Source organism: Sphingomonas sp. GW821-FHT09B04 (genome assembly GCF_059418285.1).
Window position 1 is genome coordinate 415,568 of record NZ_JBWKPO010000002.1, and the last position, 20,498, is coordinate 436,065.

The window sequence follows — 20,498 nt, forward strand, 5'->3', positions numbered from 1 at the left end:
GACGCCGGGCTGTCCGCCGCCCGTCTTTGCGTTATGCTCGCCCTGTAAAGCCGACAAAGGAACCTGCATGACGATCGATCGCTTTCGTTCCTCGACCTGGGGCTGGCTTCGCGGAACGCTGGCGGGGTGGGGGACGCTGTTGCTGTGCCTAGTCGGCGTGGGGCTGATCATCGTGCTGGTCAAATGGATCGCCAATCTGGCCGTCACCTATGAAGTGACCGGCGACCGGATGATCCTGCACAGGGGCATTTTCGTGAAGTCGATCGACGAGATCGAGCTGTATCGCATCAAGGACGTGCGGATCGATTTCAGCCTGATCAACCAATGGGCGGATATCGGCACCATCACGATCACCTCGTCCGACGAGACGACGAAGGCGGGACCGCTGGTAATCCGCGACGTCGATCAGGCACGCGCCCGGCGCGAGAAGCTGCGCGAACTGGTCAATGCCGCCCGGCGCGAGCGCGGGGTGCGCGAGATCGACATGGTGCACGAAGATATCTGAGATGGAAGAAGCTTCGCGTACCGGCGCCCGACGGCCGCTCACCATCGGCGAGATTGCACTCGCCAGCAGCATCTTCGGCGACGCGATCGACTATGACCGTGCGCAGATCGCGAACCGCAAATGGATCTTCTTCCAGCCGCGGACAATCACCATGGCGCCGATGGGCTGCATCCATTTCCATCCCAAGGGGTGCCATTATCGTGACGATTTCGCGCAGGCCTCGCTGGATCTCCAGGGCCTGTTCATCCACGAGATGGCGCATATCTGGCAGCACCAGAAGGGCATCTTCCTGCCCCTGCGTCGCCATCCCTTCTGCCGGTACGACTATAGTCTGAAGCCCGGTTGGCGGCTCGGGCGTTACGGGCTCGAGCAGCAGGCGGAGATCGTTCGCCACGTCTTCCTGCTCCGCCGCGGCGCGGTTATTCCCGGCGCGCCGCCGCTGGAGCAGTATCGCGATATCCTCCCCTTCACCGGAAGCCTCGGCCGGATCGCCTGATCGCCAACTTACTGCGGCTGCTCGATCAGGCGGTCCATCACGCGCTCAGAGGACCGTGGCGGTGGTGGCGGTGGTGGCGGTGGTGGTGGAGGCGGTGGCGCCACATAGGTTGGCGGGGGCGCGGGCGGTGCCGGGCGTGGCGTAACCTGCGGCCGTTCGACGGGCGCGAAACCCGGTGGGCGCGTGAAGCTCGGTCGGTCGGGCCGCATGCGAGGGGGGTCAGAAGGCGCGACGCCGGGCTGCGCGGTTCCGGGGCGCGGCGCACCGTCCGGACGCCAGCGCGGACGATCGTCGGATGGACGGACTGGCCGATCCGGGGCGCCTCCTTCGCGTGGGGGCCGTTCGAACCGAGGGGGCCGCATACCGGGCGTGAAATCGGCTCCCGGCTGCCTCGGCCGGGTCCAGTTCGGGCGCTCGGGACGTTGCGGGCGATCGAGGTCCGGGGCGCTGTCGATCGGCGCACGGACGACCGGCGGCGCGCCGATGATCGAAGGTCCCGGGCGGACCCAGCCTGGCCGGTCGGGACGCAGAGGCAGCTCGCCCCCTGGCGTTGTATCGACCGGCGGCCTTGGCCGGACCCAGCCGGGCCGGCCATCCGGACGCGGCGGGCGGGCGCCCGGTGTGCCGTCGGGGTGGTGCGGCCGGGTCATGCCGGGCCTCCAGCCCGGCCGCGGCGGGCGAACGCCCGGCGTCGGAGTCTGCGCGCCATCGCCGAAGCGCGGCGGCGGACCGCGGAACCCGCCCTGCTGCCAGCGGCGGAACCGGTCGCCTGCCGACCACCGGCGCTGGCGTTCTGCGGTGAGCGGTTCGCGCCACTTCGCAGCCCCCGAGTGGCCGTGCCAGCGTCGCCAGCCCGGATACCGGTCGCGTCCCGACGACCAGCGCAACCGGAGGTCGACGATGATCGGAACCTGCTCCGACCAATAGCCCGCATCGACCGGGTCCCAGCCGCGGTCATTCTGCGCCGAGGCATGAATCGCGCGGCCGCGGCGGTAGAGCCAGTCGGCGAGGTCCGTCTCGCGGTCGCCTTCGCTCCGCGAGAGCAGCCGTCCATTGCGGTCATAGGCGACAATCAGCCGTCCGCCGGGGCGGTAGCCAAAGGCGAAATCCTCGTCCTGCACCAGGAACGGCTCGCGGCTGTTCGGCTCGAAATAATAATAGCGGATCGTTCCGCCCAACGGCTCGGCGTAGATTTCGTGGCCGGTGCCGGTGCGCCAGCCCCAGATGTCGGTGCGGTCATAGGCGAAGGTGAAATCGGGCGGCGCGTCACCGATCGCGTCGAGCAGCGCGTCGGCGTCGTCGATCCATTGATAGTCGGCATCGTCCGACAGGCTGTCGCGCGATTGTTCGCGCACCTGCACGGTCAAAGGTTGGGCCAGCGCCGGTACGGCCAGTGCCAGTGCGCTGCACATCCCTATTCCGGTCAGTCGTCCGATGCGGCCCATCACGCCCCTCCAAATCGATACGATAAACTGTGCGCTTCAATCGATGAACGGTCGCTGCATGTTTCGTTCAGCAAGCGGGGCGTTTCGGATTGCGGGACGCGAGGACCGATCCTAGCTTTGTTCCATAAACAGGGAGAGATGAATGCGCCGGATGATTTTGCTGACCTTGCCATTACTTGCCATGTCCCCGGCCGCTGCCCAGACGCCCGATCCCTATGCACCCGCACGCGAGATCATCGCCGACATCGGACGCATCGTCGTTCCCAGCGGCGTGCAGGAAACGTTCGAGCTGACCCTGGGGGGCGCGAAGCAGGTGGTGAACGTCCGCGGTGCCGATCGCGACAACCCGATCATGCTGTTCATCCATGGCGGGCCGGGCGCGGTCGAGATGCCGATCGCCTGGACCTTCCAGCGGCCATGGGAAGACTATTTCACCGTCGTGCAATGGGACCAGCGCGGTGCCGGGCGATCCTATCTGCTCAACGATCCCGCGACGCTCGCCCCCACGCTGACTTTCGACCGCTATGTCGACGACGCGATCGAGCTGATCGAGGCGCTGCGCAAACGCTACGGCAAGCGCAAGGTGGTGGTGCTCGGCCATAGCTGGGGTACCGCGGTGGGGCTCGCCGTGGCGGAACGGCGGCCTGACCTGCTCCACGCCTATATCGGCATGGGTCAGGTGATTGACTGGAAGAAGAACGAGCGCGCCGGCATGGCGTGGACGATCGAGCAGGCGAAGAAGCGCGGCGACACCGAAGCGATCAAGGGCGTGGAGGCGCTGGCGCCCTATCCCGATGGCGACCGCTTCACGATCCAGCAGGCCGACGAATGGCGCAAGTACGCGATCCGCTATGGCTCGCTCGCGGCCTATCGTGCCGACGCGAATTTCTACCATCGCTCGACCCGCCTCTCACCCGAATACACCCCCGCCGATCGCAAGGCGTGGATCGACGGCAGCCTGTTCACGGTGACCAATTTGTGGCCGCGGCTCGCCGACGTCAGCTTCATGAAACTGCGCAAGGTCAAGACGCCGGTGATCCTGTTCCTCGGCCGCCACGACACCACGACCGATTCGCAGCTCGCGGCAGACTGGGCGAGCCGTCTCTCCGCGCCGAACAAGCGGGTCGTGTGGTTCGAGCATTCGGCGCACCTGCCGATGATCGAGGAGCCTGGCCGGACCTTTGCGGCGCTGCTCGACCATGTCGTCCCGCTGACCAGGACTGACGCGAAAAAGTGATGGCGGTGCTTGGGGTTGCCGCTAGTTTCTCGCGTAACAAATGGGGGAGTTCCGAAATGCGCCGTATCGTCGCCGTCACCGCCGCCTTGCTTGCCGCCACACCGCTCGCGGCGCAGACCGCTCCGGCGCCGAAGGTCAGGTTCATCCATGCCGGCGCACTGTTGGCGAAACCGGGTGAAGCGCCACGCGGGCCGAGCACGATCATCGTACGCGACGGCAAGGTGGCCGAGGTGCGGGCCGGCTATGCCGAGCCCGAGGCAGGGGCGGAGCTGATCGACCTCAAGGACCGGTTCGTGATGCCGGGGCTGGTCGACATGCACGTCCATTTCTGGGGCATCGGCGGCGATCCGATGCGCAACCGCCTGACTGCGCTCAACCGCGACGATGGCGACAACATGATGTTCGCGATCGACAATGCGCGGATCACGCTGGAGGCGGGTTTCACCACGGTGCGCGATCTGGGTGGTAACGCGCGCGGGATGCGCGCGCTGCGCGAAGGGGTGGAGCGGGGCACAGTGGCTGGCCCGACCATCGTCAACGCAGGCAACCCGATCTCGGTCTCGGGCGGGCACGGCGATCCCACCAACGGTCTCGCCGAAACCTTCGCGGACGCCGTGCACCAGCACACGATCAACACCTGCGACGGTCCTGACGATTGCCGTCGCGCGGTGCGCCAGCAGGTCGCGCTGGGCGCGCAGGTGATCAAGTACATGTCGACCGGCGGTGTCCTCTCCAATGTGTCGGGCGGTCTCGGCCGTGCGATGACCGAGGAAGAGATGAAGGCGATCGTCGACACCGCGCACGGGCTTGGCCGCAGGGTCGCGACGCACAGCCATGCCGTTGCCGGGACCAAGGCGGCGATTGCCGCGGGTGTCGACACGGTCGATCACGGCTCGTTCCTCGACGACGAGGCGATCGCCGCGATGAAGGCCAAGGGGATCTGGCTGGTCCCGACGATGATGGCGCCCGCCGCTGCGCTCCAGCAGGCGCGCGCAGGCATGCTCCCGCCCGCGACAATCCCCAAGGCCGAGGAAGCCGCCGCGGCGGCGCTGGCCAGCCACACCAAGGCCTTTGCGGCAGGAGTAAAGGTCGCGTTCGGCACTGACAGCGGCGTGTCCAGGCATGGTGAGAATGCCCGCGAATTCGCGATGATGGTGAAGGCAGGGATGGCGCCCGCACAGGCGCTCAAGGCCGCGACGGTCAATGCAGCGGAGGCGCTTGGCCGTTCGGCATCGATCGGGACGATTGAGCCGGGCAAGGATGCCGACATCATCGCGGTTTCGGGCAGCCCGATCGAGGATGTGACGCGGATGGAGAAGGTCGACTTCGTGATGCGGCACGGCGTCGTCCACAAGGCCGGCGGCAAGCGGCAGGGCTTTCCAGCCGACTGACGCTTCCGCTTGACGTAGCCGACGGAAAACAGGGGTTTTGCAGCGGAAGCGACTGCAACGCCCCGGAAAGGCGCCGGGAATGCGCCGGTGACGCGACGACGGGGCGTCGCGCACGCGCCGCTGACGCGCCACGAACGAACAGGCGCGCGTCACCGACGCGACAGGTTCGCGTCGCAAGCGCGCGCCGAAGCGCCACCGGCGCGCCGGGCGGGCGTGTTCTGGCGAAGGGCAGGGGTCCCGGTTGCACATGGGACGAACCAGATATCGCGAAAGCGGTGCTGTAGGAAAATGGTTTCCGGTGGCCGCGTTGATCGGGGCGAGCGCGCCTAGAGCGTGACCAGCCGGTCGTTGTTCAATCCGGCGAGCAGCGAGACGAGACCGCCCGGCTCGACGCCGGTTGCGAGGGTGTCGAAGGCGATGCCCTGCGCCGCGAGGCCGGTCTGGCAGGCGATCAGCGTGACGCCGCTGTCCAGCGCTTCGGCCAGCAATTGTGCACGCGTCGCCAGCCCCGTTGCGGCAAGCGTATCGTCACCGGCATCCGCACCAGGGACGAGCAGCGCCACGGCTGCTTCATGGCAATAGAGCCGGGTAGCGCCACCCACCGCTGCATGGGCGCAGGCGAGCGACAGGGCCGCGCGGAACCGCTCGATATCGGCGGTCGCTGCGAGGATCGTCAGGCCGCGCATGCCGGGCATCCGGGGTCCTTGGGCAAGGTCAGCGTGCGGAAGCGCAGTGCCAGCGTGTCGGCGATCAGCAGCTTGCCCGCGCTGTCTTCGCCGAACGGGACGATCGCACGGATCACCTCGAGCGCGGCGAGGCTGCCCATCAGCCCGGTGAGCGCGCCGATCACGCCCTGTTCGGCGCAGTTGATGCCGGGCCGTTCGGGATCGGCGCCGGTGAAGCAGCGATAGCAGGGCTTGTCCGCCTCCCAGCCGCGGAACACGCCGAGCTGCCCTTCGAACTCGCCAACGGCGGAACTGACAAGGGGGATGCGATGGCGCAGCGCGGCGTCAGCGACGGCGAGGCGCGTGGCGAAATTGTCGGTGCCGTCGAGGATCGCGTCATGCCCGGCGAGCAGCGCGTCGGCGTTGGCGGCATCGATGCGGACGGGGTGCGACGTGACCTCGACATGCGGGTTGAGGCGGTGGAGCGCGGTTACCGCGGCATCGCCCTTGCGTTTGCCGGCATCGTCGGTGCCGAACAGCGTCTGGCGCTGGAGGTTGGACAGGTCGACCCGGTCGTCGTCGATGACCGTGAGCCGGGCGACTCCCGCCGCCGCGAGATACTGGAGGGCCGGTGAGCCGATTCCACCGGCGCCGATCACCGCAACCCGCGCGCGCTTGAGCCGCATCTGCCCCGCGCCGCCGATTTCCTTGAGGATGATATGGCGGGCGTAACGTTCGAGCTCTTCGTCGCTGAGGGTCATTTCGCCCAGATGAAGGTGACGGTGGCGCGATACCATTGTTCCGCGGTCGCGGCGCGCGGGGCGAGATTGTTGCGCGCGAAGCTGGAGACGAGGCCTGCGGCATATTGCTCGACTGAGGCACAGCCGATCGCGCGGGGGATCGAGGCGCGCACGCCATCCTCGGGATGGACCAGCACCGCGACTTCCACCCGCATCGCCGGACGACCGTCGACCGTCCGCCGCTGGCGACACTTGTTCACGCGCGCCTGCCCCTGGACATAGGCGTTCATCGGCGCGGTCATCAGCGGCGTCTGGCGATAGGGAAGGTCGGGAAGCTTGGCCCAGTCGATCCCGGCGCTCTGCTCGGGCGCTGGCGCGGACGCAGCTGGAGGCGGCGCCGGGGTTTCCTGCACCGCGGCGGCAATCAGCAGAAGAGGGAGCCAGGCTCCGGCCATCAGCGTCCCGTCGACCCGAACCCGCCGGCGCCGCGCACCGTCTCGTCGAGCGTGGTGACTTCGGCGAATACCGCGCGCTGGACGGGCGCGGCGACCAGCTGTGCGATCCGGTCGCCGCGTGCGATCGGGAAGGCGTCGCTGCCGAGATTGGCGAGGATCACTTTCACTTCGCCGCGATAATCGCTGTCGATCGTGCCCGGCGTGTTGAGGCAGGTGATGCCGTGCTTGAGCGCGAGGCCCGAGCGCGGGCGGACCTGCACTTCATACCCTTCGGGGATCGCGATCGCGAAGCCGGTGGCGACGGCGTGGCGTCCACCCGGTGCAAGGATCAGGTCCTCGGCAGCGACCACGTCCATTCCGGCGGCGCCTGCGGTGGCATAGGCGGGCAGGGGCAGGCCCTCGCCATGCGACAGGCGGGTGAGTTCGATGGTGATCGGCGCGGCGGTCATGCGGGTTTCCGGGGCAAGGCGGCGGCAAGGCGGCGGGCCGCCTCGATCACCTGAGGGTCGTCGAGGATGTTGCTCCCGCGCGAAGGCAGGATGCGGAAATCGGTGGCGATGCCGCGCAGCGACAGCGCTTCGGCATAGGTGCGGGCGAAGCGGGCCGGGACCTTCTGGTCGTCGCCGCCGCTCAGCAGCGCCGCGCGCAGGTCGGGGGCGATCCCGCCAGCGGTCTGGAGCGGGTCGAGGCTGTCGACCTTGGCGCGCCACGGTTCGGGCGGCTTTTCGCGTCCGGCCATATAGCGGCGCCATTCGGGCAGCGCGCAGGGACAGGAGACGAGCACCATGCCGTCGAGCAGGTCCGGGCGCAGGCCTGCGAGGTTGGCGATGATCGCCGCTCCGCCGCCCTCACCGATCGCGACGACGCGTGCCCGGCGATGACGCTGGCGGAGCGCGGCGATCGTCTCGGCAACCGTCGCGATGCGGTCGCTGGTGTAATTGTCACCGGTGCCTTCGCCCTGAATTCCCGGGGACTGGTTGCCGGCGCCGTCGGCAAAGCCCGGGCGCAATACGCGCACGACCGCGCTACCGGGCGCCGCAGTGGCGAGCGATTGACTGAACGGCCGGAGATCGATCGCGGTGCCGCCCTTGCCGTCGCCATGCACGACGACGAACAGCGTCTCGGCATCGCGCTTCGCGTCGCCGAGCGTCTCGGTGAACAGCGGAGGCGCGGGCGGGGGCGCGTCGGCGACGGCACCCATCTTGCTTGCGCTGCACCCTGCCATCAGCAGTGGGAGCAGCACCAATCCGGCGCGGGCGAGGCTAGAGCGCATCGGCGATCCGCTGCGCCAGACGGCGCGCGACATCCTGCTTGGACAGCTTTTCCCAGCTCTCGGTGCGGCTGGCGGTGACGAGGTGGACGGTGTTCGCATCTCCGCCCATCACATCGCCGGAAACGTCATTGGCGACAATCCAGTCTGCGCCCTTGCGAGTCCGTTTCGCGGTAGCGTGTTCGACGACCCGTTCGGTTTCGGCGGCAAAGCCGATAACGAGCGCGGGCCGGCGGTCGCTGTGACCGAGGGTGGCGAGGATGTCGGGGTTCTCCGTAAGGCTCAGCGACGGGGTGGTACCGCCCTTCTTGATCTTCTGGTCCGCGGCGTCGCTCGTGCGCCAGTCGGCGACCGCAGCAACCATCACCGCCGCGTCGGCGGGGAGCGCGGCGTCGACCGCTTCGGCCATCTCGCGCGCTGTCTCCACGTCCACCCGGTCGACGCCGCGCGGGGTGGGCAAGGTCACCGGCCCCGCCACCAGCGTCACCCGCGCGCCCAGTTCGGCGAGCGCGCCCGCGATCTCGAACCCCTGTTTCCCCGACGAGCGATTGGCGATGTAGCGCACCGGATCGATCGGCTCGTGCGTCGGCCCGGCGGTGACCAGCACGTGCTTGCCCACCAGCGGTCCCGATGCAGGCGCCAGCGCCGCTTCGATCGCGGCGAGGATTGCGGCAGGCTCAGGCAGGCGGCCCGGACCGTATTCGCCGCACGCCATCGCGCCCTCATCGGGTTCCATCACGATGACGCCGTCGGCACGGAGTTGCGCGACATTGCGCTGCGTCGCCGCGTGCTGCCACATCCGCACGTTCATCGCGGGAGCCGCGAGTACCGGTTTGTCGGTGGCAAGGAGCAAGGTCGTTGCGAGATCGTCGGCATGTCCTGCCGCCATCTTCGCCATCAGGTCGGCGGTGGCGGGCGCGACGACGACGAGGTCGGCGTTCCGGCTGAGCTGGATATGGCCCATCTCCGCCTCGTCCTTGAGGTCCCACAAGGTCGTGAACACCTGATTCTCGGACAGCGCGGCGAGCGTCATCGGGGTGACGAAATGCTGGCCGCCCGAAGTGAGGACGCAGGTCACCCCGATCCCCGCCTTGCGCGCGAGGCGGATCAGTTCGCACGCCTTATAGGCTGCGATCCCGCCGCCGACGATCAGGAGGATGCGCTTCATCGCTCTGGATCCATGCCTACCCTCTGCACGCGCACGCGGCGCCTGTCGAGGGCGCGTGCCATGAGGTCGCGCAGTCCGTCGGGTGCGAAGACGAGGCCGACAAGGAAAATGGGGGCGATCAGCAGCACCCAGTAGAAGGTGTCGGCCCGTGCGAAGAGGGCGAGCATCGCGGCATATGCGGCGATGACCAGCAGGACGCGTGCTGCCAGCGGATCTCGCCACGCCGTCCAGCCGAACAGCGACAGCCCCGCGAGGATCGCGGCGAGCCAGAGGGGGGCGAGCGCCAGCGCAGTGGAAACGCTGATCGCGTTGATGAAGAAACCGATGCCCAGCATTCCGGACCAGCCGGGTGAGGCGGGGTCGAGCGGGCCCACCACGCGCGCGACGGCAAAGGCGTGGGCGATCAGCGCGATTGCGAGAATGGCGAGCGCGGCGCTCCAGCCGAACATCTCGCGCCGCTCGCGATCGCGCCAGGCGGCGAGCGCCATGATGACGAGATAGAGCGCGGCGGTTTCCCGGATCAGCGCTGCCAGCAGCCCGGCGGCGACCGCTTCGATCCACCGTCCCGGCCGCCGCAATGCCAGCGAAAGAGCGATGAGCAGGCCGGCCCAGAGTTCGTGAAACGCCCAGAGGTCGGCCTGCACAAAGGCCATCAGCCCGCCGGCGAGCAGCGCCATCGCAACCGCTTGTGCGGGCCAGTCGGTCAGCGCGTCGCGGAACCGCGCATACCAGGCCAGCGCAACGGCGAGCACCAGCGCATAGAGCAGCGCCAGCACCACGACATGCGGCAAATGCGCCTGTATCATCGCCAGTCCCGGCATCCGCATCGTGATGAACGGGCGCAGCGGATAATCACCGACGCGAAGCGCCTCGGCCGCCGTCGGATAATAGGCGCCGCCATGCCGGACGGCATCGACGATGGTTTCGTACAGGATGATGTCGCGCTGGTCGTCGGCGGGGCTTTCCGTGCCGGCTCCGGGCGGTGGCGGTGCGGGCGCCGTCAGGCTGGTGAGGCAGGTCAGCAACAACAGCCCCAGCAAGGCTGCGGCAATCCGTGCACGGGTTCGCGGGAATTGCGCGAAGCGGGACGGCTCGGCCAGCCAGAGCGGCTTGATGCGGGTCATTGGGGCGGTTCTATCGCAGCCGGCCGATGCTGTCAGGTCAGCAGCAGCGTCGCGGCGACGCCGGCGCCCGCTGCAAGCAGCGCGACCGCGGCGTAGCGCCAGCCGCCGCCGACACGGACGACTTCGATGTCCCGGAGCGGCGGGGCGGGGGGTGCGCCGCCGGGATCGGGGAAATGGCGCTCGATGTTGCGGATCAGCTTGGGCAGCCGGGCAAGGGTCTTGAGATCCTCGGACAGCCGGTCGGCGATGAACGCCTCCGGCCCCAGCTCGGTGCGGATCCATTCGCGCACGAACGGCGCGGCCGAATCCCACAGATTGATGTCGGGGTGCAGCCGTGTCGCCACGCCTTCGACCATTACCATCGTCTTTTGCAGCAGCAGCAGATGCGGCTGGGTCTGCATGTCGAAGTCGCGGGTGATGTTGAACAGGCTGTCGAGCATCATCCCGACGCTCATGTCCTTGACCGGGAGCCCGCGCATCGGCTCGCCCACGGCGCGGAGGGCGGTTGCGAACTCGGCGACATTGTGGTGCGCGGGGACATAGCCCGCCTCGAAATGGATCTCGGCCACGCGGCGGTAATTGCCGGTGATCAGACCATAGAGGATTTCGGCCAGCCAGACGCGCGCGCGCCGGTCGATCCGGCCCATGATGCCGAAATCGATCGCGGCGATGCGGTTGCCGGGGAGCGCGAACAAATTCCCCTGATGCATGTCGGCGTGGAAGAAGCCTTCCGAGATCGCCTGGCGCAGGAAGGCGCGGACCAGCGTGTTGGCGAGCTTCTCGGTGTCATAGCCCGCTGCCACGATCGCATCGCGGTTCGACAGCTTGATGCCGTCGATCCATTCGAGCGTGAGCACCTTGCCGGTGGTGCGCTGCCAGTCGATCGCGGGAACGGTGAAATCGGGCTCGGCCTCCATCGACTCCGACAGCTCGGACGCGGAGGCGGCCTCGCGGCGCAGGTCGAGCTCGCGCGCGGTCCAGCGTTTGAAGGTCTCGATGACGAGGCGCGGGCGCAGCCGCGCGACCTCGCCGCCCTGCGCCTCGAGCTGGGCGGCGGCCCATTCATAGGTATCGATCGCCTTGGCGAACTCGGCCTCGATCCCCGGGCGCAGCACCTTGATCGCGACCGTGCGGCCGTCGGTGGTGGTGGCGCGATGGACCTGCGCGATCGATGCGGCGCCGATCGGCACTTCCTCGATCTCGGTGAACAGTGCCTCGATCGGCTTTTCGAAGCTGTGCTCGATCGCCGCGCGGATCACCGCGAAGGGGACGGGCGGGAGTGCGTCCTGCAGCCGCATCAGATCGTGCGTCGCCGCCTCGCCGATCAGATCGGCGCGGGTCGCGAGCGTCTGGCCGAGTTTGATCGCGGCGGGGCCAATGGCTTGCAACGCGTCCGCGTAACGCGGCGTCTCGGGCACGCGCGCGCCGAAGCGGGCGAGCCGGGCAAGACGGCGCACCGGGCGCGGCGTATTGCGGTCGCGCTCGATTCCCTGCAGCGCGCCGTGGCGCGCCAGCGTGCGGCCCCATTTGAGGAGACGCCACAGATGGACGACGGGAGCGGTCAAATCTTCCAGCCGCTATGGATCGCCACAAGGCCGCCCAGCATCGGTTCGACGCGGGTTTGCACGAAGCCGGCGTCTTTGATCATGCCCTCAAAGGTTGGCATGTCGGGGAAGCGGCGGATCGATTCGATCAGGTAGCGATAGCTGTCCTCGTCCTTCGCCAGCAGCTTGCCGAGCTTGGGGACGATATGGTGCGAATAAGCGTCGTACACGTCCGAAAAGCCCGGCCAGACGGTGGTCGAGAATTCGAGCACGAAGAAGCGGCCGCCGCGTTTGAGCACGCGATGCGCCTCACGCAGCGCCATCGGGATGTCGGTGACGTTCCGGATGCCGAAGGCGATCGTGTAGGCGTCGAAGAAGCGATCGGGCCATTGGAGGGTCTCGGCGTTCGCTTCGCTCCAGACGAGTCCGTCGATGCCGCGCTTCGCTGCGCGCTCGATGCCGACGGCGAGCATGTCGGGGTTGATGTCGGCGACGGTCACCGCCGCGCCCGATTCGGCCATGCGGAAAGCGATGTCGCCGGTGCCGCCGGCCATGTCGAGGATCGCCTCGCCCTCACGCGGCTTCACCCGGCGGACGAATACATCCTTCCAGATGCGGTGCAGCCCGCCCGACATGGCGTCGTTCATCACGTCATAGCTGGGGGCGACGCTGGAGAAGACCCCGCCGACGCGGCGGGTCTTGTCCTCGCGGGCGACATCTTCGTAGCCGAAGGAGACGGTGTCGGTCATGCGGTGCGCTCTAGCCAAGGCTTGTGGACGGAGCAAACGCAACATAGCTCAATCGAATGCCCGAGCTTCCCGAAGTCGAAACGACCGTGCGCGGTCTCGCCCCTGTGCTGGAGGGGCGGCGCATCCGCCGCGTGCTGATGCGGCGGCCCGATCTGCGCCGGCCGATGCCGCAGGATCTGGGGCAGCGGCTGACCGGTGCGACGGTCACGTCGCTCGGCCGTCGCGCCAAATACGGGCTGATCGACACCGACCGCGGCGACACGATGATCTTCCATCTCGGCATGTCGGGGCGCTGGCGCATCGATCCGACCGAGGAGCTGGCGCATGACCACCTGATTCTCGAAACGGAAGAAGGACGTACGCTGGCGCTTAACGACCCGCGGCGATTCGGATCGGTCGATCTGGTGCCGACCGCGGAGCTGGCGGAGTGGCCCGCATTCAAGGCGCTCGGACCCGAGCCGCTGGGGCCAGATTTCACCGCGAATCACCTGCAGCGGGTGCTCGCCGGGCGGGTGGCGTCGATCAAGTTGCTGCTGCTCGACCAGCGAATCGTCGCCGGGCTCGGCAACATCTATGTCTGCGAGGCGCTGCACGAATCGCGCATCGCGCCCATGCGTGGTGGCGGGGCGATCACCAGGCCCAGGCTTGAGCGGCTGGTCGCCGAAGTCCGCGCCGTGCTCGAATCGGCGATCGAGGCCGGCGGATCGACGTTGCGCGACTATGCGCGCCCCGATGGCGAACTCGGCTATTTCTCGAAGCAGTTCAAAGTCTATGGGCGTGAGGGCGAACCGTGCGAATGCGGCGGTACCGTCGCACGCTATACCGAGGGCGGGCGTTCGACCTTCTGGTGTCCGAAATGCCAGCGTTAGGTTGACCCGAATCGCTCGAATGGCTAAGGGGCGCGCTTTCCCGGCGTGGGGATGTGATTTCCGCGCCTCTTTTCGCATCGAAAACAGGAACGAACATTCATGGCGAACACGCCGCAAGCCAAGAAGCGCATCCGCCGCAACGCCGCCCGCGCCGAAGTTAACGGTGCACGCGTCAGCCGTATCCGTACCTTCGTCAAGAAGGCAGAGAGCGCGCTTGATTCGGGCGACAAGTCGGCAGCGGAAACCGCGCTGAAGGCGATGCAGCCGGAACTGGCGCGTGGCGTGGCCAAGGGCGTGCTGCACAAGAACACCGCGTCGCGGAAGTTTTCGCGTCTGACGAAGCGCCTCTCCGCGCTCGCCTGAACTCACGCGATTTCAGCGATTTAGAAGCCCCGCCGGGATAGCTCGGCGGGGTTTTTCGTGCGTATTCAAACGCTTGAGAATCGCGCGATCGGCGAATCGGCGGAAACGCGCGAGTCGCGTCGTCACGCCATTGTAACGTTACGAATTCAGGGCGGGATTCCAGTCACTTAAACCTTGAATCGCGGAATTCCGGGCGTCGAACGAGTCAACCCTACTTATTTCAGATTCTTTACACGCAGCCCTCTTGCTCGACTCGAAAAATGGCCCCTAAAACGATCTTCCGCCGCGGCGTTTATCGCAGGCGGAATCAGCGAAGGGCGTAACTCAGTGCGGATGCGATTCCGGCTGTGGGCAGCTTTTGCCTGAGTAAGATCGACGTGCGGAAAGGGGGCTTTCCGCGTTGGACCTATTTTGCCCCGTGCGGGCCTGTAACAAAGGGGCGTGTTAGGAATGGATCAAGCCAAGGCCTGGACACGCGTGCGCGGCAATCTGCGACTTTCCGCAGGCCAGCGGCTGTTCGACCAGTGGCTGAAGCCCATCGTCCTGATCGAGGGTAGCGACCCCGACACCGTACGCCTGGGTTTGCCATCGCCCTTCGTGACCAACTGGGTGAAGAGCCATTACGCCGAACGGCTGCTGATGGAGTTCCGCTCGCAGCTGCCCGACGTGCGCACCGTTTCAATCGAAACGCTTGCCCGCGAATCGCGTGAGCTGACACCCGAAGCCGAATCGCCCGAAGCCGCCGCCACGTCTGCGGTCGCGACGCCGGTTGCCCCGAAGCCGGCAGTATCGGTTGAGCGTCCGCGCTTCGATTCGCGCTTCACCTTCGAGCGATTCGTCGTCGACACGTCGAACCGCGTCGCGTTCAACGCCGCAAAGGCGCTGGCCGAGCCGGGCAAGCCGCGCTTCAGCCCGCTTTACCTCCACAGCTCGACTGGTCAGGGCAAGACGCATCTGATGCACGCGATCGGTCATGCCTTTCTTGAGGCGTGCCCGGATGCGAGCGCGATCTACATGCCCGCCGAGCGGTTCATGTTCGAATTCGTCCGCGCGGTACGCGAGCGCGACACCTTCTCGTTCAAGGCGCGGCTGCGCGGCGTCGATCTGCTGATGATCGACGACCTTCAGTTCATTGCGGGCAAGGAATCGACGCAGGAGGAATTCTTCCACACCGTCGATGAGTTCATGCGCGAGGGGAAGCGTCTCGTCATCGCCGCCGATCGCAGCCCGCTGGCGCTCGAAGGGATCGAAGCGCGCCTCGCCTCGCGTCTCGGCGCGGGCCTTGCCGCCGACATCAAGCCCGCCGAGCTCGGCCTGCGCCGCGCAATCCTTGGCCGCAAGCTCGAGGATATGCCCGGAGCGCAGGTGCCGTCCGAAGTGCTCGACCTGCTCGCCGCCCGGATCAGCAGCAGCGTCCGCGAACTGGAAGGCGCGCTCAATCGCCTCGTCGCCTATGCGCAGCTCAACGACGAGGTTGTGAGCATCGAGTTCGCCGAGAGCGTGCTCGGCGAAGCGCTGCGCGGCAGCCAGCGCCGCATCACGATCGACGAGATCCAGAAGGCGGTGTCCTCGCACTTCGACGTCAAGCAGCTCGATCTGGTGTCGCAGCGCCGTGCGGTCGCGATCGCGCGCCCGCGCCAGATTGCGATGTACCTCGCCAAGCGCCTCACCACGCGCTCGCTGCCTGAGATCGGCCGCAAGTTCGGCAATCGCGATCACTCCACCGTGATCCACGCCGTACGCCGCATCGAGGAACTGCGCGGCACCGACAGCGAGATCGACACCGCCGTCCGCAACCTGATGCGGCAGCTCGAAGCCTAGGGTTTCAACTCAACTGGATTCCGCAGAGCGGAATGGGGGCGGGGGCGGAAGGTCATGGACTTTCCGCCCCCAGCTGTTTCTAGCGCGGCAGTTCGTCGAGGAACGCGGCGACTTCGGTCAGGTCGACCTGCTTGTCGAGATAGGTCGCGCCGATCCCGCGCGCGAGGAGAAAGGGCAGGGTGCCCGCGTCCATCTTCTTGTCGTGGAGCATATGGTCGACCAGCCGCGCGCCGGTGGCGGTGATCCCTGCGCTGGCAAGGTCGTGCGGCAGCCCGCTGGCCTTGAGATGCGCCGCGACCCGCTCCGCGTCCGCTGCCGGGCACAGGCCCTGTCGCGCGGAGAAGGCGAAGGCGAGCGCCATGCCCGCTGCAACACCCTCGCCATGGAGCAGTCTGTCGGAAAAGCCCGTCTCTGCCTCAAGCGCATGGCCAAAGGTGTGGCCGAGGTTGAGGAGTGCGCGCCGCCCGGTGGTCTCGCGCTCGTCGTCGGCGACGATTCGCGCCTTGGCGCCGACCGAATGGGCGATGGCGTAGGCGCGGGCGTCCGAATCGCCTGCCAGCAACGCACCGCCATGGCCTTCGCACCAGGCGAAGAAGTCGGAATCGTCGATCAGCCCGTACTTCACCACCTCGGCATAGCCGGCGCGCTGTTCGCGGATCGGCAGCGTGTCGAGCAAATCGGGGTCGATCAGCACGACCGAGGGCTGGTGGAACGCGCCGACGAGGTTCTTGCCCGCGCGGCTGTTGATCGCGGTCTTGCCGCCGACCGAGCTGTCGACCTGTGCCAGCAAGGTCGTCGGGATCTGCACGAAGTTGCAACCGCGCTTGAGGATCGCGCTGGCGAAGCCGACGAGATCGCCGATCACGCCGCCGCCAAGGGCAATGACATGGTCGCCGCGCTCGATGCCGAGATCGAGCAGCCGGTCGAGCAGCGATTCGAGCTGGTTCCAGCTCTTGGTGCCTTCGCCCGGGGGCAGAATGATCGTCTCGCTCGCCAGCCCCGCCGCGGAGAGTGTGGCGGCGAGCCGCTCGCCATGGGGCGCGACATTCGCGTCGGTGACGATCACGAAGGGCCGCTTGCGCGCAAAGGGGGCGAGATGTTCGGCGGCGCGGTTGAGCAACCCGCTCCCGATCCGGACTTCGTAGCTGCGCGCGCCGAGCGCGACGGGGACGACCTTCATTGTGCGAGCGCCTCAAGGATTGCAGAGACCGTTGCGTCGTGCGGTGCAACCTTGCTCACCACATGGAACGGCGCGAGCGCATAGACCGGGTTGCGAACGGCAGCGAGTTCGGTGAGCACCTTCAATGGATCCTTTCCACGGAGTAGCGGGCGGTGGTCGCGCTTGGCGACCCGCTCGGCCAGCACATGCGGCGGCGCGTCCAGCCAGATCGTGATCGACTGGTCAAGGATCAGCGCGCGGGTTTCTTCGTTGAGGAAGGCGCCGCCGCCGGTTGCGATCACTTTGGGGGTGCCGTCCACCAGCCGCGCGATCACGCGCCGTTCGCCGTCGCGAAAATGCGCCTCGCCGAAGCGTTCGAAGATTTCGGCGATGGTCATGCCGGCAGCCGATTCGATCTCCACATCCGCATCGACAAAGGGGAGATGGAGCCGCTGCGCGAGGCGCCGGCCGATGGTGGTCTTGCCCACGCCCATCAGCCCGATCAGCACGATCGGGCGTGTCGGCACATACGGATCGGCGGGGTGGGTTTGCAGCATGGTCGCGGGGGCTATACAGCGAGGTCCGCGCTCGGGCAAAAGGCCTGTACGCCTGTATTGATATCCGGTTTGAGGGGGTCGATGTCCCGTTCGCTTATTATCCTTGTCGTGGTTGCCATCTTGTTGATCGGCGGCCTTTTCTTGCTCGCCGGGCGCAACACCGAGAAGCAGCCGGTGGCCGTCGAAAAGGTCGTGCCGCTTGAAAATCTCGCCAACTAGCGCCGGACTGACCGCGCTGGCGGCGGCGCTGGCGGCGGGTGCGGTGATCCCGGCGCTGGGCCAGGATCGTCCCGAATCGCTGTTGCCGCCCGGCTTCAACGATCCCGCGCCTGCGCCCGCTCCGGCCCCCGCGCCGGCGCAGCCGGCGACGCAGCGTCCGGCCGCTACGCCCGCGACCGTCGCAAGTCCGCTGCCTGGTGCGCTGGTTCCCGGCGCGCCGCTGCCGCTGCCCACGCCCGGCGCGACCCCGACCGGGGTACCGGGCGAGGTCGATTATGCGGTGGCCGCGCGCTACGAGCTTCCCGATTTTGCCCGGCGTTCGCTGGCACAGGTCGGACCGTCCTCCCCCGCGAGCGACGGCTTGCCTGCCAATGCCTTTGGCAGCGCCGATGGCGGCTTCCTGCAGGTGCTGATGCGGCGGCTCGATGCGCCGGTCGCCTCGCGCTGGCTGTCGATCGCGCTGCGCCGCGCGCTGCTGTCGCGCGTCGATACGCCAGCGGGCCTCAATGGCGCGGACTTCGCCGCCGAGCGCGCCTGGCTGCTCGTCCGGATGGGCGAGGCCGATGCCGCGCGCGCGATGGTGCAGTCGGTCGATATCGCGAACTACACGCCCAAATTGTTCCAGGTGGGAATGCAGGCGATGCTCGCCACCGCCGATCCGGGCGGCATGTGCCCGATGGTGGCGCCTGCGTTGCGCACCGCGCCCGACCGCAACTGGCGCTTCGCCGAGGCGATGTGCGCCGGGCTTGAGGGCGATCCCAACAAGGCCGGCCCGCTGATCGACGCCGCGCGCCGCCGGATGAGCAATTCGATCGACCTGCTGCTCGCCGAGAAAGTGGTCGGCATGGGTGTGTCAGGGCGCCGTGCGGTGACGATCGAATGGAATACGGTCGACCAGCTGAGTGCATGGCGCTGGGGCCTCGCCGTGGCTTCGGCGACCGATGTCCCTGCCGAACTCTACGCCTCGGTCGGGCCGCAGGTGAATTACTGGCGCGCAACCGCGCCGATGCTGGGATGGCGCGACCGGGTTGCGGCGGCGGAGGCCGCGGCGGGCCAGGGTGTGTTCTCGAGCCAGGCGCTGACCGATCTCTATGGCGAGATCGAGGAACAGGAAGACGCGACCACGACCGAAGTTGCCGTCGCGCGCGACCTGCGTGCCGCCTTCACCGCGGCAACCCCGGCCGAGCGCGTCGAGCGGATGCGCGCGTTGTGGGACGAACCGCAGAATGCCGGCGCGCGCTACGGCCGCCTGATTCTGACCGCGCGCGCGGCGGCACGGCTCAAGCCCGACGCGGCGCTGCGTGCCGACGCCGACCGGCTGATCGCATCGATGCTGAGCACGGGGCTGGATCGTGCAGCGATGCGCTGGCGCGGTGTCGCTGAGCGCGGGAGCGAGGGGGCGGCGTTGCTGCTGCTCGCCGATCCCTCGGGCCGTCCGGTTTCGGCGGGCGATGCCGGGGCGTATCGCGGCGACAATGCGGCGCTCTATGCCGCGGCGATGGCGGGCACCGGCCGGGTCTCTGACGGCGATGGCGCGCAGCTGATGCGCAGCGCGAACGTGAATTTCGAGGCGGCGAATGGCTGGTCTCGCGCGATCGGTGAGGCCGCAGAGCGCGGCGAGCCGGGAACGGTGGTGCTGCTCGCCGCGACGGGAATGCAGACGCGAATCTGGGCCGGGGTTTCGCCTGAGGCGCTCTACCATATCACCCGCGCGCTCAGCCGCGTGGGGCTTGGCGGCTATGCGCGGATGATCGCCGTCGAGGCGATCACGCGGACTTGAGCAGCGCGGGCGAAGACCGCGCGCTGATCGAGCGCTTCCTCGAGATGATGGCGGCGGAGGCGGGGGCTTCCGCCAACACCCTCGCGGCCTATGGGACCGACCTGCGGCTTGCTTCGACCGCGCTGGCGGGCGGGCTGGCGGGTGCGGACCGCGGCGGGATCGAGAAGCTCGCGCACGAATGGCGTGACTTGTCGCGCGCCACCGTCGCGCGCAAATCGGCGGCGTTGCGCCGTTTCTTCGCGTTTCTTGCCGACGAAGGGTTGCGCGCCGACGATCCCGGCGCCGCGCTGCCGCGGCCGGGCAGCGGGCGCGGGCTGCCCAAGACGCTTTCCGCTGCCGATGTCGATCGGCTGTTCGCGGCGATCGCGGCCCGGATCGATCGCGAGCCAAAGGACCCGCGCGACTTGCGGCTGCTGGCGCTGGTCGAGCTTCTCTATGGCTCAGGTCTGCGCGCGACCGAGCTGGTGTCGCTGCCGCGCAATGCGGTGCAGCCCGACAAACCCTATCTGATCCTCAAGGGGAAGGGCGGGCGCGAGCGGCTGGTGCCCTTGTCCGATCGTGCGCGTGCGGCGGTCGCGGTGTGGCGTGACCATGTCGATGCGAAGCGGCCCTGGCTCTTCCCATCGGGCAAGGCGCATCTCAGCCGCGTGCGGCTTTACCAGATGATCCGCGCCATCGCGGCGGAAGCGGGCATCCCGCCCGACCGGGTCAGCCCGCACGTCCTGCGCCACGCCTTCGCGACGCACCTGCTGGAAGGCGGCGCCGATTTGCGCGCGTTGCAGGCGATGCTGGGCCATGCCGATATCGCCACGACCGAGATCTATACCCATGTCGACAGCAGCCGATTGGTGCAGCTTGTCAACGAACGGCACCCGCTGGCAGACACGCCGCGGAATATCGGGCGCGTTGACGCGGACAAAGAGGGGGCATAGGGCGCCGCG

The 20,498-nt window shown here is 67.9% G+C and carries 22 protein-coding genes; 10 read left to right on the forward strand and 12 right to left on the reverse strand.

The features are described from left to right. Window positions 1-67: 67 nt before the first annotated feature. Window positions 68-505 (forward strand): PH domain-containing protein, encoded by a 438-nt coding sequence (locus tag AC07NK_RS07950; RefSeq protein ID WP_495170045.1) that lies wholly within the window; start codon window positions 68-70, stop codon window positions 503-505. A 1-nt stretch (window position 506) separates the two neighbouring features. Further along, a complete protein-coding gene (locus AC07NK_RS07955) occupies window positions 507-1,001 on the forward strand; it encodes a vgr related protein (protein ID WP_495170046.1) in 495 nt (164 codons plus the stop codon). An 8-nt stretch (window positions 1,002-1,009) separates the two neighbouring features. On the opposite strand, the gene AC07NK_RS07960 is transcribed toward AC07NK_RS07955, so the two are convergent. Further along, on the reverse strand, window positions 1,010-2,446 hold the full coding sequence (locus AC07NK_RS07960; RefSeq protein ID WP_495170047.1) for a hypothetical protein: 1,437 nt from the start codon (window positions 2,444-2,446) through the stop codon (window positions 1,010-1,012). A 142-nt stretch (window positions 2,447-2,588) separates the two neighbouring features. Between AC07NK_RS07960 and AC07NK_RS07965 the strand changes: the two genes are divergently transcribed. Then, complete coding sequence (locus AC07NK_RS07965) at window positions 2,589-3,683, forward strand: alpha/beta fold hydrolase (RefSeq protein ID WP_495170048.1); 1,095 nt, start codon at window positions 2,589-2,591, stop codon at window positions 3,681-3,683. A gap of 56 nt (window positions 3,684-3,739) precedes the next feature. Further along, on the forward strand, window positions 3,740-5,074 hold the full coding sequence (locus AC07NK_RS07970; RefSeq protein ID WP_495170049.1) for a metal-dependent hydrolase family protein: 1,335 nt from the start codon (window positions 3,740-3,742) through the stop codon (window positions 5,072-5,074). A gap of 326 nt (window positions 5,075-5,400) precedes the next feature. On the opposite strand, the gene AC07NK_RS07975 is transcribed toward AC07NK_RS07970, so the two are convergent. Genes AC07NK_RS07975 through AC07NK_RS08015 form a run of 9 tightly spaced genes read right to left on the reverse strand, consistent with a single transcriptional unit; the run spans window position 5,401 to window position 12,789 of the window. Continuing rightward, window positions 5,401-5,769 carry a peroxiredoxin gene (locus tag AC07NK_RS07975; protein ID WP_495170050.1) on the reverse strand — a complete coding sequence of 123 codons (369 nt, stop codon included), beginning with the start codon at window positions 5,767-5,769 and terminating at the stop codon, window positions 5,401-5,403. Further along, window positions 5,748-6,500, reverse strand: coding sequence for a HesA/MoeB/ThiF family protein (locus AC07NK_RS07980; protein WP_495170051.1), 753 nt, complete (start codon window positions 6,498-6,500; stop codon window positions 5,748-5,750). Before AC07NK_RS07980 ends, AC07NK_RS07975 begins: the two co-directional genes overlap by 22 nt. Beyond that, window positions 6,497-6,934 carry a hypothetical protein gene (locus AC07NK_RS07985; protein ID WP_495170052.1) on the reverse strand — a complete coding sequence of 146 codons (438 nt, stop codon included), beginning with the start codon at window positions 6,932-6,934 and terminating at the stop codon, window positions 6,497-6,499. Before AC07NK_RS07985 ends, AC07NK_RS07980 begins: the two co-directional genes overlap by 4 nt. After that, window positions 6,934-7,383: a dUTP diphosphatase gene (dut, locus tag AC07NK_RS07990; protein ID WP_495170053.1), complete on the reverse strand. Its 450-nt coding sequence runs from the start codon at window positions 7,381-7,383 to the stop codon at window positions 6,934-6,936. Before dut ends, AC07NK_RS07985 begins: the two co-directional genes overlap by 1 nt. Next, on the reverse strand, window positions 7,380-8,207 hold the full coding sequence (locus AC07NK_RS07995) for an alpha/beta hydrolase family protein (RefSeq protein ID WP_495170054.1): 828 nt from the start codon (window positions 8,205-8,207) through the stop codon (window positions 7,380-7,382). The genes dut and AC07NK_RS07995 overlap by 4 nt, the downstream gene beginning before the upstream one ends. Further along, window positions 8,197-9,372, reverse strand: coding sequence for a bifunctional phosphopantothenoylcysteine decarboxylase/phosphopantothenate--cysteine ligase CoaBC (gene coaBC / locus AC07NK_RS08000; RefSeq protein WP_495170055.1), 1,176 nt, complete (start codon window positions 9,370-9,372; stop codon window positions 8,197-8,199). The genes AC07NK_RS07995 and coaBC overlap by 11 nt, the downstream gene beginning before the upstream one ends. Then, window positions 9,369-10,496, reverse strand: coding sequence for a hypothetical protein (locus AC07NK_RS08005; RefSeq protein ID WP_495170056.1), 1,128 nt, complete (start codon window positions 10,494-10,496; stop codon window positions 9,369-9,371). Before AC07NK_RS08005 ends, coaBC begins: the two co-directional genes overlap by 4 nt. A 32-nt stretch (window positions 10,497-10,528) precedes the next feature. Beyond that, the gene (gene ubiB, locus AC07NK_RS08010) at window positions 10,529-12,061 is read right to left on the reverse strand and encodes a 2-polyprenylphenol 6-hydroxylase (protein ID WP_495170057.1); all 1,533 of its coding nucleotides are present in this window, start codon (window positions 12,059-12,061) and stop codon (window positions 10,529-10,531) included. Beyond that, window positions 12,058-12,789 (reverse strand): class I SAM-dependent methyltransferase, encoded by a 732-nt coding sequence (locus tag AC07NK_RS08015; RefSeq protein WP_495170058.1) that lies wholly within the window; start codon window positions 12,787-12,789, stop codon window positions 12,058-12,060. The genes ubiB and AC07NK_RS08015 overlap by 4 nt, the downstream gene beginning before the upstream one ends. A gap of 56 nt (window positions 12,790-12,845) precedes the next feature. Between AC07NK_RS08015 and mutM the strand changes: the two genes are divergently transcribed. From mutM to dnaA, 3 genes are all read left to right on the forward strand, one after another. Further along, entirely contained in the window at window positions 12,846-13,658 is an 813-nt protein-coding gene (gene mutM / locus AC07NK_RS08020) for a bifunctional DNA-formamidopyrimidine glycosylase/DNA-(apurinic or apyrimidinic site) lyase (protein WP_495170059.1), read from the forward strand. A gap of 99 nt (window positions 13,659-13,757) precedes the next feature. Then, window positions 13,758-14,021: a 30S ribosomal protein S20 gene (rpsT, locus tag AC07NK_RS08025; protein WP_495170060.1), complete on the forward strand. Its 264-nt coding sequence runs from the start codon at window positions 13,758-13,760 to the stop codon at window positions 14,019-14,021. A 450-nt stretch (window positions 14,022-14,471) separates the two neighbouring features. Then, a complete protein-coding gene (gene dnaA / locus AC07NK_RS08030; RefSeq protein ID WP_495170061.1) occupies window positions 14,472-15,842 on the forward strand; it encodes a chromosomal replication initiator protein DnaA in 1,371 nt (456 codons plus the stop codon). Between the two features lie 79 nt (window positions 15,843-15,921). Here the strand turns inward: dnaA and aroB are convergent, their stop codons facing one another. Together aroB and AC07NK_RS08040 are read right to left on the reverse strand one after the other, a co-directional pair. Continuing rightward, window positions 15,922-17,022, reverse strand: coding sequence for a 3-dehydroquinate synthase (gene aroB / locus AC07NK_RS08035; RefSeq protein WP_495170062.1), 1,101 nt, complete (start codon window positions 17,020-17,022; stop codon window positions 15,922-15,924). Beyond that, complete coding sequence (locus AC07NK_RS08040) at window positions 17,019-17,558, reverse strand: shikimate kinase (protein ID WP_495170063.1); 540 nt, start codon at window positions 17,556-17,558, stop codon at window positions 17,019-17,021. Before AC07NK_RS08040 ends, aroB begins: the two co-directional genes overlap by 4 nt. Window positions 17,559-17,639: 81 nt before the next feature. Between AC07NK_RS08040 and AC07NK_RS08045 the strand changes: the two genes are divergently transcribed. From AC07NK_RS08045 to AC07NK_RS08055, 3 genes are read left to right on the forward strand one after another with little or no spacing between them, the layout of a single operon-like run. Then, the gene (locus AC07NK_RS08045; RefSeq protein ID WP_447723757.1) at window positions 17,640-17,777 is read left to right on the forward strand and encodes a hypothetical protein; all 138 of its coding nucleotides are present in this window, start codon (window positions 17,640-17,642) and stop codon (window positions 17,775-17,777) included. Beyond that, the gene (locus AC07NK_RS08050; protein ID WP_495170064.1) at window positions 17,758-19,557 is read left to right on the forward strand and encodes a hypothetical protein; all 1,800 of its coding nucleotides are present in this window, start codon (window positions 17,758-17,760) and stop codon (window positions 19,555-19,557) included. The genes AC07NK_RS08045 and AC07NK_RS08050 overlap by 20 nt, the downstream gene beginning before the upstream one ends. Then, window positions 19,554-20,489: a tyrosine recombinase gene (locus AC07NK_RS08055; protein WP_495170065.1), complete on the forward strand. Its 936-nt coding sequence runs from the start codon at window positions 19,554-19,556 to the stop codon at window positions 20,487-20,489. Before AC07NK_RS08050 ends, AC07NK_RS08055 begins: the two co-directional genes overlap by 4 nt. Window positions 20,490-20,498 lie beyond the last annotated feature (9 nt).